The organism is Stenotrophomonas maltophilia (assembly GCF_002799245.1).
In the GTDB taxonomy this organism is placed as follows: Bacteria; Pseudomonadota; Gammaproteobacteria; order Xanthomonadales; family Xanthomonadaceae; genus Stenotrophomonas; species Stenotrophomonas maltophilia_S.
Window position 1 is genome coordinate 82,262 of the sequence record NZ_NEQV01000007.1, and the last position, 16,416, is coordinate 98,677.

Here is a 16,416-nt window from a genome sequence, read left to right on the forward strand (position 1 = left end):
TCATGATCGGCTATTACCTGAAGCTGGCGCTGCACAACGCCGGCCGCAACAGAGTCATCACCGCCTTGATGGTTCTGGCGGTCGCCGTGGGGATCGGTGCCAGCATGACCACGCTGACCGTGACCCACCTGCTTTCCGGCGATCCATTGCCAGGCAGGAGCCACCAGATCTTCTATCCGCAGGTTGATGTCGACCCGGGCTCGAAAGGCCGCGAGCCGCACGACGTCATGGATTACCGGACAGCCCATGACCTCTGGTCTTCCGCGCAGGCTGACCGGCAGACCATGGTGGTGGTCAATCCGGTGAAGCTCGGTTCGGATCGGGCGGGGTCGACCCCGCTGATGGGGTCCTCGATTTCGACCACCGCCGATTTCTTTGCGATGTTCGACGTGCCATTCCGGTACGGCCGGGCATGGACAGCCGATGATGACCAGCGCCGGGGGCGTGTGGCGGTCATTTCCTCGCGTTTGAACGAGCGCCTGTTTGGCGGCCGCGACAGTGTCGGCCAGACGTTGCGGGTCAAGGACACCCACGTACAGATCATCGGCGTGCTGGACCAATGGCGGCCCTCGCCGCTGTTCTACAAGGTGAGGGGAGGGCGGTTCTCAGGTGGGGAGACCTCAAGCTTCTATGCGGCGGCCGACGACGTCTTCCTGCCGATGTCCACCAGCCTGGACATCAATGAAGGTGATTTCCAGCCCTTCACCTGCTGGGCGATGCCGGACAAGCCGGGCGCGCTGCTGAACTCGCCCTGCGTGGCGGTGGGCGTATGGGTCGAACTTGGCAGTCCGGAAAAGGTGGCCTCGTATCGCCACTACCTGGCCAACTATGCAGCCGAGCAGCAGCGCCTGGGCCGGTTCCGGCACGCGGACAACACCCGGCTGCGCTCGTTGATGGAGTGGTTGGACTTCAATCAGGTGGTGCCCAGCGATGTGAAGGTGCAGGCGGCGATGTCATTTGCCTTCCTGCTGGTGTGCCTGGCCAACGTCGTCGGGCTGCTGCTGGCCCGCTTCATGCGACATGGCGGAGAGATCGGCCTGCGCCGGGCCCTCGGTGCCAGCCGGCGCTCGGTGTTCATGCAATGCCTTCTGGAGGCAGGCGTGATCGGCATGGCAGGTGGCCTCGGTGGGCTGCTGCTCACACTGCTGGGCCTGTGGGTGATCCGCTCACAGCCGGTTGCCTACGCGGACCTGATCCATCTGGACTTCACCATGTTCATGGCTACGTTCGGCCTATCCCTGCTGGCGAGCCTGGTGGCCGGTGCGATTCCCGCCTATCGCGCCAGTTCGATCCAGCCCGTGGCACAACTGAAGCTGCTGTAAGGGAGAGTGTCATGCAGACTGGACTGATCATCGCCGCCCTGCGCAAGCATCGGCTGGCCACCCTGTTGATCGCGATGGAGATCGCACTGGCCTGCGCCGTGCTCTGCAACGCAGTCTTCATGCTGATGGAAAAGAACCGGGCCTTGAGCCTGGACAGTGGTGTTGCCGAATCGTCACTGGGCGTGGTGCAGCTTTCCGGCTTCGATCCGGAGAAGGCAAGCGACCTCAACGCACGGGTGACCGACGCGCTGCGGTCGATTCCGGGTGTCAGCTCCGTTGGCATCATCAGCGCTGTTCCATTCGGGGAGCCCGGGGTGCGGGCGGGCGTCAACATCGACGAGGCAAAGACCGTATTCGGCGGTGTGCTGGATTTCTACCTGGGTGATGCGGCAGCGATCCAGGCGCTGGATCTGAAGCTGCTGGCCGGACGACTACCCGAAGCCGGCGAGTACGCGCCCGTCGGGCAGTACGTGCCTGCCAATGCGCCGATCCTGGTGACGCGCCAGCTTGCCGAACGCTACTGGCCTGGCGAGTCGGCGATTGGGCGCAGCCTGTGGTCGATGGACAGTCGCTTCACGGTTATCGGTGTGGTCGAGCACCTGGTGGTGTCGCAACCGGGTGGAGGCGAGGCACTGGGCAACGACTGGTCGGTGCTGATGCCGGCCCAGCCCGGACCGCAGCTGTCCGGCCGCTATCTGGTGCGGGCTTCGCCGCAGGACCTGCCGCGGGTAATCAGCCGCGTGCAGCAGGCAATAGCGGCGGTCGCGCCGGATGTGGTGTTCGATCAGGAAGCCAGCCGGACCTTGCCCGAGCTGAGGAAGGACTACTTCCAGAGCGTGAGACTGATGATGATGTTGCTGGCGGGTGTCATCGTCGCCCTGCTCGGGGCCACCGCGCTGGGCATTGTCGGCCTGGCCGGTTACTGGGTGGAGCAGCGACGCAAGCAGATCGGCATCCGCCGCGCGCTGGGTGCGACCCGCACCGATATCCTGCGCTATTTCCAGCTGGAGAATTTCCTGATCGTCAGCCTGGGTATCGTGGTCGGGATGGTATTGGCCTACGGGCTCAACCTTGGGCTGATGCGATTCTACGAGCTGCCGCGGCTGCCGTTGGCGTACCTGCCGCTCAGTGCGCTGCTGTTGTGGCTGCTGGGGCAGGCGGCGGTGCTGGCGCCTGCGTTGAAGGCATCTGCGATTGCACCGATGCAGGCGATCCGTACGGTCTAGCCGCTGCTCTCAATCGGGCGATGGCCTGCCCGATTTTCCGGAGGGGCGATCTGCACATGCCGCAACGGGCACTCCTGGGAATGCCCGTTGCGCGACGCGCCGTTACTTCGGCATCAGTACGGTATCGATGACGTGGATCACGCCGTTGGACTGGCCGACATCGGCAATGCTGATGGAGGCCTTGCCGCCCTTTGCATCAACGACCCACAATTTGCCGTCGCGCAGCACCACGGTGAGCGGCTCACCCTCGACGGTCTTGAGCGTGGCCTTGCCGCCGTGCTTCCTGGCATCGGACATCAGCCAGGCAGAACTGTAATTGCCGGGCACAACGTGGTAGGTCAGTATCCTGGTCAGCTGCGCCTTGTTCTCGGGCTTGACCAGCGTCTCGACGGTTCCTGCCGGCAGCTTGTTGAATGCCGCATTGGTCGGCGCAAACACGGTGAACGGACCGGCACCATTGAGGGTGTCCACCAGGCCCGCGGCTTTGACGGCCGCCACCAGCGTGGTGTGATCCTTTGAATTCATCGCGTTTTCGACAATGGTGCGGGTGGGGTACATCTCCGCGCCACCGACCATCACGGTGTTGGCGGCGAAACCGGTCACGCTTGTTGACCCGAGTACGACGAAACTGATTGCGGCGGCAATGCGCTGAAGGGTGTTCATGGTGCATTCCTCGACGGGAGGCCTGCAGAATGCAGGCATCTTCCTATACGTACCGAGGGCGCGGATGGATGCAATCGGGAGCGTTCACGGCGTGGCGCGCACGGACTGCGGCACGCGCCTCAGCTTTCCGGTGTCGTAGCCCATGGCCGCGATGCGCTGCATGGCCTGCTGGTAGTCGGTTTCGGAGACCTGCGGGGTGCGTGCCATGTACCAGACATAGTCACGTTTGCTGCGGGCGACGATGGTCTGCGCATAGTCGTCATCCAGCCAGGCAATCACATACTCGGCCTGGATCGGCCAGATGAACTGCATGCCCCAGATCGCGCCGTTGCCTTCCTTCTCGACCCGTCCCACGGGGTGCATCGACTTCTGCGGGGCGTCGAAACTACCCTTGCGATAGGTGAAGGTGGTCTGGATGCGCCCGTCCGGCTTCAACGCGTAGCTCTCCAGTGCGTCGAAGGCCTCACGCTCCGGCCATGACGGGATATGGGCGATCACATACCAGTCGCCCATGAAGCGCGGCACGTCCACTGATGGCGCGCGCGGCAGGGGACGGGTATCGCTGGAACTGCAGCCGGAACCAAACAGGCTCAATGCCAGCAGGGGAAGCAGCGAGCGCATGCGCATGTCACACCTCAACGGCGGCGGAACAGGTAGTGGGCGACCAGCCACTGCTGGCCGTTGTCGTAGCCGAACAGTTCGGCACATGCCATCCAGAACATGCGCCAGCGCTGCCACCAGATCTTCGCCGCAGCCTGGCCATAGGTGGCAACCAGTACCGGCATCACCTCCGTGCGGGCCGCATCCTGGTTGGCCAGCCAGTGGTCGGCGGTGCGCTGGTAGTGGGTGCCATCCAGCAGCCAGCGTTGATCGAGCCGCAGGTCACGCTGGAAGTGCAGCAGCGTGTCGGCGGCGGGCATCAGGCCGCCGGTGAAGAAATGACGTCCCATCCAGTTGTCGCCGCCGTCGGTCTCGAACGGATACATCAGCGTGCGGTGCGCGAAGATGTGCACGAACAACGCACCGTCCGGTTTCAGCCACTGCGCGATGCGGGCGAGCAGGCGCTGGTAGTTGCGCACATGTTCGAACATTTCCACCGAAACACAGCGGTCGAACTGCGCGTGCGGCAGCTCCAGCTGGTTGACATCGCGGGTGAGCACCTCGACGTTGTGCAGCCCGCGCGACGCGCACTGCGCCATGATGTGCTGGCGCTGGCTGTGCGAATTGGACACCGCCGTGATCGCGGCCTGCGGATAGCGTTCGGCCATCCACAGGGTCAGCGAACCCCAGCCGCAGCCCAGTTCGAGAATGTGCTGGCCGTCGGCAAGACCGGCGCGCTGGCCGTACAGTTCCAGCATCGCGTCCTCCGCCTGGTCCAGCGTTTCGTGCCCGGTGGGGTAGTAGCAGCTGCTGTACTTCAGCCGCTTGCCCAGGCAGGCCTGGAAGAACGCCGCGGGAACTTCGTAGTGCTGGCGGTTGGCCGCTTCGGTATGCAGTGCGAGCGGACTGTCGGCCAGTTCCGCGATGCGCCGGCTGAAGCGCGCGGACTGTGCCTCGATACCTCCCGCCATTTCCTCGTGCAGGCGTTGTGCGCACAGGCGACGGATGCCCGCACGCAGGGCGGCGTCGGGAACCAGCCCGCGTTCGGCCCAGGCGATCAGCCCGCTTTCACCCGCTTCGGCAGGGTTCTGTGACGGGATCGCGTTCATGCGGAATGCTCCTTGGAAGAACGAGGGAACCAGGGGAAGAACATCGGTGTGCTGCGCTGGTAGGCGCGGTAGTCGTCACCACGGCTGCGCAGCGCCTGCTTTTCGGTGAAGGGGATGCCGCTGAGGTAGCGCAGGAACACGTACATCAGCAGCGGGCCCATCCAGGCCAGCCACCACAGGGGTGAACCGACTGCCAGCAGGACATAGGTGAACCAATGCAGCCACTCGAAGAAGTAGTTCGGGTGGCGGGAGTAGCGCCAGAGCCCATCGCGGCAGGTGCGGCCCTTGTTCGCCGGGTCGGCGCGGAACCGGGCCAGCTGGCGGTCAGCCAAGCTCTCGCCGCCGACGCTCAGCAGCCAGGCGAGCGCCGCAGCCACGACCCACGGTGTCAGGCCGGCGCGGGGATTGGCAGCCACCGCGACGAACGGCAGGGCGAACAGCACCACCAACAGTGCCTGGGCCATGAAGAAACCGAAGATCCGGCCTTGATGCCCCTGCCAATGCCCGCGCAGATAGCGGTAGCGACCGTCCTCCTCTTCGTGACGGACCCGATGCCACAGGTGCAGCGCCAGTCGGCTGCCCCACAGGCCGCCGAGCACGCCAAGTGCCATCCGCGGCATCACCGCGCCATCGCCGAGCAGCGCCAGCAGCAGGGCAGCGGCGCCCACGCCCTTGGCCCAGAGCACGTCAACCACGCCCATGTTGTGGTGGCGGCGCTGCCAGGCCCAACCCCAGCTCATCACCAGCACGGCATACAGCAGCACCCACCACAGAGTGATCATGACGAGGCTCCGGCCAGGGATGGCGGGGGAGTGCGGGAACCGCGCCGGGCGGCCACGCACAGCAGCGAAAGCGCGATGCTCCAGCCCACGCCCAGCACCAGCAGCCCCTGCCACAGCGGTGCAGTGAGTCGAACCGCATCGAAACCACGCGCCGCGGAGAGATAGGCCAGCGGTGCCAGCAGCAGGCCGAACAGGGCCGGCAGGGCAGGGTGGCGCAGCAGGAAGCGCATCGAGGTGGTCAGCGTCATCGCGAACGCGGCCCACAGCGCCATGATCCAGGGCGGCGGCGCCCAGCCCAGCGGGGCGGCGGCGTAGCGCACGGTGCCGCTGGCGGCGGCGCTGGCGTCGACCAGCCATGCGCAGGCCAGCGCCAGCATCATCAGCCGAAGATCCAGCCGAGGTTGCGGCGAAGTCAGCAGCTGGCTGCCGATGTAGATCGTCGCCGCCAGCAGCGCAGGCCATTGCCAGCCGCGTCCGGCGCCGGCCACGGCGCACAGCCAGACCAGCTGGTTGCCAAGCAGATTGGCCCAGAACCGGCGCATCTCAGTTGCCTTGACCCAGTGAGGCGCCCGGACGATGGCCCGGGCGCGCCAGTAGCAGATGCGAGACCCCGATCGAACGCTCCAGGAAGCCGCCCTCGCAGTAGGCGAGATAGAACTCCCACAGCCGGCAGAAGCGCGCATCGAAGCCCTGCGCCTGCACGGCGGGCAACTGGGCCAGGAAGCGCGTGCGCCACGCGCGCAGGGTCAACGCGTAGGAGTGGCCGAAGTCCTGCTGGGCGATCAGCTGCAGGTCACTGCAGCGCGTCTTGGCAGCCATGACTGCATTGATCGACGGAATGAAGCTGCCCGGGAACACATGGCGCTTGATGTAGTCGACGCTGCGCCGGGCCTGCTCGTAGCGATGGTCCTCGATGGTGATGGCCTGCAGCAGCGCAACACCATCAGGCTTCAGCAGGCGCTGCAGCGTAGCCATGTAGGTACCCAGGTATTCCGCACCGATGGCTTCGATCATCTCGATCGACACCAGCTTGTCGTACTGGCCCTGCAGGTCGCGATAGTCCTGCATCAGCAGCGTGACCTGGTCCTGCAGGCCGGCGTTCCGGACGCGCTCGGTGGCCAACGCATGCTGCTCGGCAGAGATGGTGGTGGTGGTGACGTGGCAGCCGTAGTGCTGCGCCGCGTGCAGCGCAAAGCCACCCCAGCCGGTGCCGATCTCCACCACGCGGTCACCCGGCGTGAGCTGCAGCTGCTGGCAGATGCGGTCCAGCTTGCGCCGCGAGGCAGATTCCAGCGACTCGCCTTCCTCGGCGAACAGGGCAGAGGAATACATCAGGTCCGGTGACAGGAACAGGGCGAAGAAGTCGTTGCCAAGATCGTAGTGCGCGGCGATGTTGCGACGGCTGCCTGCGCGGCTGTTGCGGCGCAGGCGGTTCCAGCCACGCAGCAGCCAGCCGCCCACGCGGGCCGGGCCACGCTCCATGCCGTCGAGCAGGTCGCGATTGCGCACCAGCAGGCGGATCAGGGCGACCAGGTCGTCGCAGCGCCATTCGCCGTGGATGTAGCTTTCGCCGGCCCCCACGCTGCCTTGCGCGGCGACCTTGCGGTAGAACGCCGGGTCATCGATGGTGACGGTGGCCTGCAGTTCGCCGCGGGCATCGCCCAACCAGACTTCGCCCAGTGCGTCGCGCACGCACAGCCGGCCCTCGCGCAGCGGGGCGAGCTGGGCCAGCAGGCGCCGGCGCAGGAAGGCATCCAGTGCACCGGGGCGCGGCAGTGCGACCGAAGGAGTCATCGAGTTCATCGCGGTTTCCCTGCAAGGGTGGGGTGGTCGTGCACGGGGTTGCGCTTCAGCCACAGCCGCAGCGCCTGCCAGTGGATGGCGGCCACCACCTGGGTGGTCATCAGGGGATAGCAGGCCAGCACCCGCGCCAGCCCGCGGCCATCCAGGGCGTGTCGCTGCATGGCCTGGGTGGCATCGAACTGGCGCACGCCGTCGCGCCAGACCTGCATGTGCACGCGCAGGTCCTCATCCGGGCGGTTGAACCGCCAGTCGTAATGGCAATCCATCGGCATGAAAGGCGAGACATGGAAGCATTTGTCGAACCGCCAACGCAGCGAGGCGCCTTCGTGCAGGGCCGTAGCGACCGGAAGGACGTAGGCATGCCGTTCCTTCCAGGGCGTATTGGTGATCTCGGCGATGATGCAGTCCAGGCTGCTGCCATCGGCCTGGTAGCAGTAGTAGAAGCTGACCGGGTTGAACACATGCCCGGCGAAGCGAAGATGGGTGAGCAGGCGCACCGGGCCGCTGGGCCGGTAGCCGAGCGTGGCTGCAGCGTGGTCGCGCACCGCATCGGCCAGTGGCCGTTGCGGATCGCCGAAGTAGTCGCTGCGGCGGAACTCGGCAAGGTTGCGGCGATTGACCGACCATAGCCAGCGGCCGTCGAACACCGTGTCCAGCTCGTCCAGGTCAAGCAGCAGCTGCGCGATGGGGTAGCGGAACGCGTGTGGACGCGGATGATGCCGGCGGTGCATCACCTGCCCGAAGTAGAGCGCGCTGGCACTCATGCCGCCACCTCGCCCAGCGGCGGCGCCAAGCGGTGCGATGCGCAGGCCTGCAGCGCATCGACCACACGACGGGCGCTGCGGATGCCATCCTCGTGGAAACCCCAGCCCCAATAGGCGCCTGCGAACCAGGTGTGGCGGTGGCCCTGCAGCTCGGCCCAGCGCTGTTGCGCGCGTACCGCCGCATGGTCGTGCACCGGGTGCGCGTAGTGCAGGGTGCGCAGCACCTTGCCGGGGTCGATGGCCGCGCTGCGGTTGAGCGTTACCACCAGGGGCGTGTCACCGGGCAGGCCCTGCAGCAGGTTCATGCAATAGCTCACCGTGCAGGGCGCAGCGGGATCGCGTGGCACGTGTGCGTTCCACGCCGCCCAGGCCTTGCGGTTGCGCGGCAGCAACGATGCATCAGTATGCAGCACCACCTCATTGGATTGATAGCGGATTGCACCCAGGACGTCGCGCTCGGCGGCGTCGGCATCGGCCAGCAGGGCCAGCGCCTGGTCGCTGTGGCACGCCAGGATCACCTCGTCGAAGGCCTCCGCGCCGGCGGCGCTGTGCACGCGCACCCCCCATGGCATGCGTTCGATGGCCGTCACCGGGCATTGCAGCCGCTCCTGCACCCGCCAGCGGCGGCGCAGCGCGTCCACATAGCGTGCCGATCCGCCGGTGACCACGCGCCAGTCCGGGCGGCCTGTCATCTGCAGCATCTGGTGGTTGGCCATGAACTGCGCCAGATACCGGGCCGGGAACGACTGCACGGTGGCCGTGGGAGACGACCACAACGCCGACGCCATCGGCAGCAGGTGCTCTTCGATGAACGCCTCGCCATAGCGCTGGCTGCGCAGGTACTCGCCCAGCGTCGGTCCTTCCTGCTCGGCCAGCAGCAACGGTGTATCCCGATAGAACCGGCGCAGATCGGCCAGCATGCCCCAGAAGCGCGACGACACCAGGTTGCGGCGCTGGCAGAACAAACCATCCAGCGAGGTGGCGTTGTACTCCACGCCACTGCGCTCGCTGTGCATCGAGAAGCTCATCGTGGTCGGCTGCGAGGCCACGCCCAGCGCATCGAACAGCGCCGTCAGCAACGGGTAGTGCAGGGGATTGAAGACGATGAAGCCGGTATCCACCGCCATGCGCACGCCATCCACCTGCACGTCGTGGGTGTGGGTGTGCCCGCCCATATGGCTGTTGGCTTCGAACAGCGTGACGTCGTGCTGGCCATCCAGCCACCAGGCACTGGCCAGCCCCGCGATACCCGAGCCGATGACCGCGATGCGCATCTCAGTACCTCGCCTTGGCCAGCACCCACTCGGGGATGGGCTTGAGCCCTTTGACCAGGCCCAGTGCCGCCATCGCGCGCAACCCGTACCAGGTCAGGTCCACTTCCCACCAGCGAAAGCCCTGACGGACAGTGCCGGGGAAGAAGTGATGGTTGTTGTGCCAGCCCTCACCGAAGGTCAGCAGCGCCAGCCACAGGTTGTTGCGGCTGTCGTCACGGGTCTCGAAGCGGCGGCGTCCGAAGCGGTGCGCCAGTGAATTGATGGTGACGGTGGCATGGAACAGCACGATGGTGGAGATGAAGAAGCCCCACACCAGCAGCTGCGGGCCGGAGGTGTGCAGGCCCGGCGCCCAGCGCTGCAACCCGGCGCCCAGTGCGTACAGCGCCGCGGCCAGCAGCACCGGCACGGCCGTATCGAAGCGGTCCAGCCAGCGCAGTTCCGGGAAGCGCGCCAGGTCCGGCACCCGTGACAGATCGGTGGCAAAGGCCTCGCGGGTCAGGAACCAGCCCATGTGGCTGCGCCAGAAGCCGCCCTCGCGCGGGGAATGCGGGTCCAGCGGCTGGTCGGCGTGCCGATGGTGGTGGCGATGATGGGCGGCCCACCACAGCGGCCCGCGCTGCACGCTGGACGCGCCGATCACCGCGAACACGAACTGCACCGGACGCGATGCCTGGAAGGTGCGGTGCGAGAAGTAGCGGTGATAGAACGCCGTGATGGCGAACATGCGCAGCGCATAGAGCACTACGGCGACGATGACCGCTGTCCACGAGATGCCCACCCAGATCACCGCGATGCAGGCCAGGTGCATCAGCGCGAACGGCACGGCGCGTAGCCAATCGATGCGCCCTGGCTGCTCGCCGTTGGCTTCTGCGGCGTTGCCGGCATCGAACCAGCGCTGCAGCGTGCGCAGCAGGCGCCAGCGTCGACGGGGGAGGGGCGCTACAGAGGCCATGGCGGATCTCGGCGGGTGTCGTGTCTTCCTTTACGCAGCAGGATGCGGAATGGATGCGCCACGGCGCAGTAAATTTCGACTTCACCTGGGCGTCACGACGCAGCGCTCAACCAGCGGGTGCGCCCACGCTGCCTGCCACTCGCTTGCAGTCCGCTCGGCAGCTGGCAGGCTGAAGCGCACCGTCACCAGTGGATAGGTGCCGCGTGCATCGCGCAGGTTGCTGGTGCCATGGAACTCCAGCAGGCGGCGGTCGGCGTTGGCATAGACCAGGGCCAGGCGCGGCGCGATGCCGCCGTACCAGGTATCCAGACTGACCTCGATCGACTGGGCGTCGATGTCCTGCCAGCGCAGGGGGCCGGTGCGCCGCACCTGCACCGGGAAGTAGCGCTGGCGGCCTGGCACCAGGAAGGGCAGCGTGATGCGTTCGCCGCGCAGCAGTGCCGGCCAGTGCAGGCGCACGGCTGCGTCGAATCCCGCATCGATCACTGCAGCCGGCGGCAGTTCAAGCCGGCGCTGGCGCAGTGGGCTGGTGGAGTCCTCCTTCCAGCTGATCGACACGGAATCGCCGGCGGCCTCGACCGTGGCCTGCTGGCCGCTGCGGCGGTCCTCCAGCGAGTAGCCCCGCGCCTGCGGGCGGGTGCTGGCCGGCAGATGCTTGCGCGCGAAGGGCTGGCCGTCCGGGCACTGGTACAGCACCCAGCGCTCGGCACCCTCCGTGGCCTCGCGCCGCCAGTGCACTTCACGGTAGAGCAGGTCGCCCTGGGCAGAGGTGGCAACGCCCTCGCTTCGCAGCCAGGGCGCCGCCAGCGCGGCATGGGGCAGGCACAGCAGCAGCCAGGCAATGCGCATGGCGTTCATCCGGAAGGGGAGGGCCCAGGTCATACGGCGGGGATGGCCGGTTGGATGCGTTGTGCCGCCTGCATCCAATTGCGGCCTCCGCACGTACAGAGGACAGACCTTCACCCGCCCGCCGCGAACGCCGATGTACCCTGACGCCGCCAGCCATCTCCTCACCTTCGATAGCGTACGCATCGTGTCCAGCGCCCAGCAGCCGAGCAGCGAGCCGACGAACTGGGCCGGTGACATGGACGGCGTGGCGCGGCTTCGTGACCGTGACTGCTTCATGCGGATCTACGACTACTTCATGCCGCGGCTGTGCGTGTACCTGCGTGGCCTGGGCGTGCCCGATGCGGTGGCCGAGGAGTTGGCGCAGGAGAGCCTGCTGCGGCTATGGCTGCGGGCCGCCGACTTCAACCCCGCACAGGGTGCCTTGAGTACGTGGCTGTATCGTATTGCCCGCAACCTGCATATCGATCGCATACGGCGCGAACGCAGCTGGATGCAGGTGCAGGCGGCGGTGGAGGATGCTGCGACGGTGGATATGATCGATCGCAGCAGCGCCGAACAGTTCGCCGACCAGGCACGCCTGCGCCAGCGCATCAACGAGCTGCCCGCAGTGCAGGCGCGCCTGGTGCGGATGTCCTATTTCGAGGCCAAGAGCCACAGCGAGATAGCCGAGGCGCTCGGCATGCCGTTGGGTACGGTCAAATCACACCTGCGGCGTGCGTTCCTGCAGCTGCAGTCGAAAGTGGGAGGTGCGCTGTGAATCCGCACCACCATCTGCACGAATCCACCCTGATGAGCTATGCCGCAGGCGCGCTGCCGGCGCCGTTGAGCATCGTGGCCGGTGCGCACCTGGAGCAGTGCCCGCATTGCCGCCAGCGCCTGCGCGAGGCCGAGGCGATCGGCTCCGCACTGCTGGAGCAGACCCAGCCGGCCAGTGCGGATCTGCGGCGCGAGCAGCTGCGCGAGGCCATGCTGATGCAGCTGGCCACGGAAACGCCGATTGCCAGGACGGCAGCCGCGCGCCCTGTGCCGAAGGAGCGGCCCGAGGCCGATCCGGATCATCTGCCCGCCTCGCTGCACCCCTACTTCGGCGCTTCGCTCAGCGCGCTGCGCTGGCGCTGGATGGCGCCGGGGGTGCACTGCATCCGTGCCGCGCAGATGCCCTCGCTGATCATGCTGAAGATTGCACCGGGCAAGTGCCTTCCCATGCACAGCCATGGGCGCAGCGAACTGACCCAGATCCTGCGGGGGTCATACAACGACGCGCTGGGGCTGTTCGCACCGGGTGATGTGGCGGATCTGGATGAGGACGTGGAGCATCAACCGGTAACCGCACCGGGGGTGCCGTGCATCTGCGTGTCGGCGCTGGATGCACCGCTGGTGTTCAGTGGCTGGCTGGCACGGAAGATCCAGCGGCTTGTGAAGCTCTAGCGGGTTCCGCTCAATCCGACGTTCCAATGGCGCCGGATCCTTCACTGGCCGGCAGCAGGGAAGGGCGCTCGTCGAACCACTCGCGTGCCTTGGCCAGATGCCACTGGCGGCGGTCGCCATCCAGTTCGATGCCCGCTCCCAGCAGCCCCCAGCGCAGATAGAGATCACCGCGCTTGCGCTGTTCCAGCAGGTCCAGCCGTGCGCGAACCGACAGGCGGTCATTCTCGGCCTGCAGGCCATCGATCACCAGGTGGCCCGGTCGCCAGCGCAGCCTGGCCTGTGCATCCACCTGGCCGGCATCCAGCAGGGAGAGCGCCCAGCGCGGGTAGTCGGTGCGTTCGGCGAACAGCGCCAGCAAAGGCCGGGCATCGCTCAGGTCCAGATCGGTAGTGGCGTCCACCTGGAAGGGGGACTGCGCGTCGATGCGGCCGCGCTTGAAGGCCGCGCGCCCTTTCCATGCAGTCGAGCGTTCGGTACCGGCCACCTGCACGTTGCGCAGCTCGACCGTGGTGCCGGACAGATCGAAGTGACGCTGGCGGAAGTCGCCACGGCGCAGCGTTGCGTTCACATCGACATCGCCACCCATGTCCAGCCCTGCCACCTTCGCCTTGGCATTGCGTCCCAGCAGCCGCGCCGTGCCATGACCGACGCGGCCATCGGTATCGAGGGTGGCATCGCCGGTCAGGCTGCCGGTGCCGCTGAGCAGCCGTACCTGGGGCGAGCCGAGGTATCGGTTGTAGGCGGTCAGGTCCGGAATCGTGGCCTCGCTGAAGCTCAGGTGCGCGCGCACCCCCTTGCGCAATTCCTGCAGGCGGCCGTCGCCGGTCAGGTCCAACGCCAGATCGCGGCCGTCGAACAGCCGTACCTCCTTGGCATCGGCGGGGCGTGCGGTGAAGCGGGGCAGGCGGATCGCCAACTGTGCCTGGTTGGGGGTGCCGGCCTTCAATTCGCCATGGGCGCTGGCCGTGCCTGCCAGGCGAACACCGGCAACGTCGGCCACGGCTTCGGCAGCCGGGATATCCACCGTGCTGCCTTCGATCAGCTCGCCGTTGCGCAGCCGCAGGTCGGCCTTCAGCGTGCCGCCGCCGTCCAGTTGCAGCCACGGTTTGCGCACGAACAGGGCAGGGATCCAGTTGAGCGAGGTGAACGTCCATTCGCCGCGGATGGTGCCGGAACTGCGCTCCAGCAGCGTGGCCAGGTCCTGGAAGGGGATATCGCGGCCGGTGATGTGCAGGTCCGCGTCTACTTCGCTGCCCGAACCGGGGCGTGGGGGCAGGCGAGCCTGCAGGCGCAGGTCGTTGGCCACGTTCAGCTGCACCGCCAGTACGCCGCGATCAGGGGCGCCGCCGCCGAGGAAGAGCGGCACCTGCCAGAGCGCGTGGTCACCGGGCTGCAGCTGGCCGTCGATCAGGTGTGCGGAGAGCTGCAGGCGGCCCGGCACCGGAGCGCTGGAGATCTTCGGGGTGGTGGCGTCGGTGTCCATGCGCAGGCCCTGGCTGCGTGCATCAACGTCCAGCTGGGCATGCAGGATCTTCAGCTTGGCCAGCCCAGGCGCCTGATCGCGGTAGTGGCGCGGGTAGCTGAAGCGCGCAGCCAGGTTCATGTCGCCCAGCAGCTGCACACCGTCGAAGCTGGTGTCCGCACGCTTGAACGTGATGTTTGAATCCAGCAGTTCCGAAGGACCGCCGCGCAGCTGCTTGACGAAGCCGACCGTACCCTGGCCCTTGCCGATGATCAGCAGCTTGCCGAGCCGTGCGCTGCGGATGCTGTCGCTGTGGATGGCGTCGAAACGCAGGGTCCAGCCCTGGTCGCTGCGCGGCGGCGGCGGAATGGCTTCTTCCACGCGGCTGATTTCGGCCGACACCCCGGTGGCCTGCAGCCGAGGCACCCGTACCTCGCGCCTGAACAAGGGAAACACTGCCAGCCTGGCGCTTGCCCGATCGGCATGCAACACATAGACAGTGCGGTTCACGTGGCCGCGCATATGCACGTTCCAGGCGATGACGTGGCCGGGCAACAAGGTAATGGCCGGGCCGGTTGTCATCACGAACTTGTGAGGCTTGCGATTGGTGACCTGGTCGAACAGCGGCGTGTTGAGGAAGAGGTTGCCGGCCAGCAGGTACAGCAGGTAGATGCCCAGCAGGACGTAGGCCGGAATACGCCATCGTCGACGCCGCTGCGGGGTGTGCGCTGAAACAGGAGGCATCTACTGCTCTGGAGGGTGGAATTTCCTCAACTATCACGGAGCGGGTGGCGGTGGCACGTGAAGCAGCTACGGGGCCCGGGCTTGTTTCTGCTGGTGTCCGGCCTGGTCACCAGCTCAGAAACGAACTTTCCTACATGCTCCAATCAATCCGCACGCCTGCGATCAACGCATTCGGCAGGTCACGTTGGCGAGCGGGTTCGTTGAACTGGTCCGGATGCACGATGTAGTGCAGGTTCGGTGCGACCCGGAGCTGCGGGGTCAGCTGGATGCCGTAGCTCAGCTCCATCATCACCTGGCTCCCCTGTGGCGTGCCGCTGCCGCCCGCCGCGGCACGGGCAAGGCGCAGGTTCTCCAGCGCAGTGTTGCTGTACTTCTGCTGCGTCACGACGAAGGCGATGCTGTCCTGCGGTCGGCTGGCGAACGTCCCTTTCTGCACCAGGCCGGCCTGCAGGAAGTGATCTTCAATCAGCTGGCCGGAGGTGCCCTTGAGCGCGGCGCCGAAGAGGGTCAGGCCACGGCCGCTGCCATCACTGGTGAGCTGCTGCTCGAAGCGGGCGAACGCACCGGAGCGACCGTGGCGTGTGGCGTACTCCTGGCCGCTGAGCAGCGCAGGGATGCCGTTGGCATCGCGCAGCGGATCGCGATAGGTCGAGTTGTCCTGCCAGCCACCGAGTTCATACCTGGCTTTCAAGCGCGCCGAAGCGGGGCTGCGCCAGCCGATCGTGTAGGGCACGATCCAGCCGGTGGCCTGGTTCGTGTTCCATTTCAGGCCATGCTGACCGTCTTCGGCCTGGCTGGGATCGACCTGGTAGGCGCCAACGCGCACGTAGACATCGGGTGTCACCCAGGCCGTGGCATCGGCCATCCAGCTCGATACCGGCCACCAGGTGAAATTGCTGGTGCGGAATACGTAGGTCGGGTTGCCACAGGCCGAGTTGCCCTGGAAGTACTGGCACAGTTCCGAACCGAGGTGGTGGATGTTGGCAACGCTGCGCCCGGCTTCCAGCACCAGGCGATCGTCCAGCAGCTTCTGCTCAAGGGTCAGATTGGCCAGGCGCGTGCCCTGGCCACCGTAGATTTCCTGCACCGAGGTGCTGTTGCCCGTGCTGCTGTTGGCGAGGTTGGTGCCATGGCGGTTGATGCCGTAGGCCTTGATCGTCGCGCCCCGCCAGCCGAACGCAGCGTCCAGGTTCACATCGGCGCCGAACATCAACTGGCCGGCATAGGCCGTGCCGCTGCGCTTGCCGCCGTCGAGCGTGGCGGCAGCTTCGCCCGTGTAGGCGAGCTTGGGGATGAACACTTCGCTTGCATCGGCAGCGGCGGCCAGTGACGGCAGGGCCAGCAGGATCGCTGCCAGCAACGGGCGGCGGGAAGAGCAGGTCATGGGCGGGGCTCCTTGTGCAGGGCGTATGTCGCTGGGCCCCTGCACGTGCAGGGG

16 protein-coding genes are annotated in these 16,416 nt (G+C 66.7%); 4 read left to right on the forward strand and 12 right to left on the reverse strand.

Going from position 1 to position 16,416, the window contains the following annotated elements; genetic code table 11:
• Window positions 1-2 precede the first annotated feature (2 nt).
• Window positions 3-1,322, forward strand: coding sequence for an ABC transporter permease (locus B9Y64_RS18815; RefSeq protein ID WP_100442007.1), 1,320 nt, complete (start codon window positions 3-5; stop codon window positions 1,320-1,322).
• A gap of 11 nt (window positions 1,323-1,333) precedes the next feature.
• Window positions 1,334-2,548, forward strand: coding sequence for an ABC transporter permease (locus B9Y64_RS18820; RefSeq protein WP_100442008.1), 1,215 nt, complete (start codon window positions 1,334-1,336; stop codon window positions 2,546-2,548).
• 102 nt (window positions 2,549-2,650) lie between these two features.
• On the opposite strand, the gene B9Y64_RS18825 is transcribed toward B9Y64_RS18820, so the two are convergent.
• The 10 genes from B9Y64_RS18825 to B9Y64_RS18870 form a co-directional block, all read right to left on the reverse strand.
• Window positions 2,651-3,211, reverse strand: coding sequence for a fasciclin domain-containing protein (locus B9Y64_RS18825; RefSeq protein WP_100442009.1), 561 nt, complete (start codon window positions 3,209-3,211; stop codon window positions 2,651-2,653).
• A gap of 84 nt (window positions 3,212-3,295) precedes the next feature.
• Window positions 3,296-3,838 carry a lipocalin family protein gene (locus B9Y64_RS18830; RefSeq protein WP_100442010.1) on the reverse strand — a complete coding sequence of 181 codons (543 nt, stop codon included), beginning with the start codon at window positions 3,836-3,838 and terminating at the stop codon, window positions 3,296-3,298.
• 8 nt (window positions 3,839-3,846) lie between these two features.
• Window positions 3,847-4,920 (reverse strand): SAM-dependent methyltransferase, encoded by a 1,074-nt coding sequence (locus B9Y64_RS18835; protein WP_100442011.1) that lies wholly within the window; start codon window positions 4,918-4,920, stop codon window positions 3,847-3,849.
• Complete coding sequence (locus B9Y64_RS18840; RefSeq protein WP_100442012.1) at window positions 4,917-5,702, reverse strand: DUF1295 domain-containing protein; 786 nt, start codon at window positions 5,700-5,702, stop codon at window positions 4,917-4,919. The genes B9Y64_RS18835 and B9Y64_RS18840 overlap by 4 nt, the downstream gene beginning before the upstream one ends.
• Complete coding sequence (locus tag B9Y64_RS18845; protein WP_100442013.1) at window positions 5,699-6,244, reverse strand: DUF2878 domain-containing protein; 546 nt, start codon at window positions 6,242-6,244, stop codon at window positions 5,699-5,701. The genes B9Y64_RS18840 and B9Y64_RS18845 overlap by 4 nt, the downstream gene beginning before the upstream one ends.
• A gap of 1 nt (window position 6,245) precedes the next feature.
• A complete protein-coding gene (locus tag B9Y64_RS18850; RefSeq protein WP_100442014.1) occupies window positions 6,246-7,505 on the reverse strand; it encodes an SAM-dependent methyltransferase in 1,260 nt (419 codons plus the stop codon).
• Window positions 7,502-8,269, reverse strand: a complete 768-nt coding sequence (locus B9Y64_RS18855) for a DUF1365 domain-containing protein (RefSeq protein ID WP_100442015.1) — start codon at window positions 8,267-8,269, stop codon at window positions 7,502-7,504. Before B9Y64_RS18855 ends, B9Y64_RS18850 begins: the two co-directional genes overlap by 4 nt.
• Complete coding sequence (locus tag B9Y64_RS18860; RefSeq protein WP_100442016.1) at window positions 8,266-9,543, reverse strand: NAD(P)/FAD-dependent oxidoreductase; 1,278 nt, start codon at window positions 9,541-9,543, stop codon at window positions 8,266-8,268. Before B9Y64_RS18860 ends, B9Y64_RS18855 begins: the two co-directional genes overlap by 4 nt.
• A gap of 1 nt (window position 9,544) precedes the next feature.
• Window positions 9,545-10,495, reverse strand: a complete 951-nt coding sequence (locus B9Y64_RS18865) for an acyl-CoA desaturase (RefSeq protein WP_100442017.1) — start codon at window positions 10,493-10,495, stop codon at window positions 9,545-9,547.
• 81 nt (window positions 10,496-10,576) lie between these two features.
• Complete coding sequence (locus B9Y64_RS18870; RefSeq protein WP_100442018.1) at window positions 10,577-11,344, reverse strand: hypothetical protein; 768 nt, start codon at window positions 11,342-11,344, stop codon at window positions 10,577-10,579.
• A 133-nt stretch (window positions 11,345-11,477) separates the two neighbouring features.
• On the opposite strand from B9Y64_RS18870, the gene B9Y64_RS18875 reads away from it, so the two are divergent.
• Together B9Y64_RS18875 and B9Y64_RS18880 are read left to right on the forward strand one after the other, a co-directional pair.
• Window positions 11,478-12,101 (forward strand): sigma-70 family RNA polymerase sigma factor, encoded by a 624-nt coding sequence (locus tag B9Y64_RS18875; protein ID WP_100442019.1) that lies wholly within the window; start codon window positions 11,478-11,480, stop codon window positions 12,099-12,101.
• Window positions 12,098-12,772 (forward strand): ChrR family anti-sigma-E factor, encoded by a 675-nt coding sequence (locus B9Y64_RS18880; protein ID WP_100442020.1) that lies wholly within the window; start codon window positions 12,098-12,100, stop codon window positions 12,770-12,772. Before B9Y64_RS18875 ends, B9Y64_RS18880 begins: the two co-directional genes overlap by 4 nt.
• Before the next feature lie 10 nt (window positions 12,773-12,782).
• Here the strand turns inward: B9Y64_RS18880 and B9Y64_RS18885 are convergent, their stop codons facing one another.
• Together B9Y64_RS18885 and B9Y64_RS18890 are read right to left on the reverse strand one after the other, a co-directional pair.
• A complete protein-coding gene (locus B9Y64_RS18885; RefSeq protein WP_100442021.1) occupies window positions 12,783-14,978 on the reverse strand; it encodes a hypothetical protein in 2,196 nt (731 codons plus the stop codon).
• Window positions 14,979-15,108: 130 nt separating this feature from the next.
• Window positions 15,109-16,362 (reverse strand): carbohydrate porin, encoded by a 1,254-nt coding sequence (locus tag B9Y64_RS18890; protein WP_100442022.1) that lies wholly within the window; start codon window positions 16,360-16,362, stop codon window positions 15,109-15,111.
• Between the last annotated feature and the right edge of the window lie 54 nt (window positions 16,363-16,416).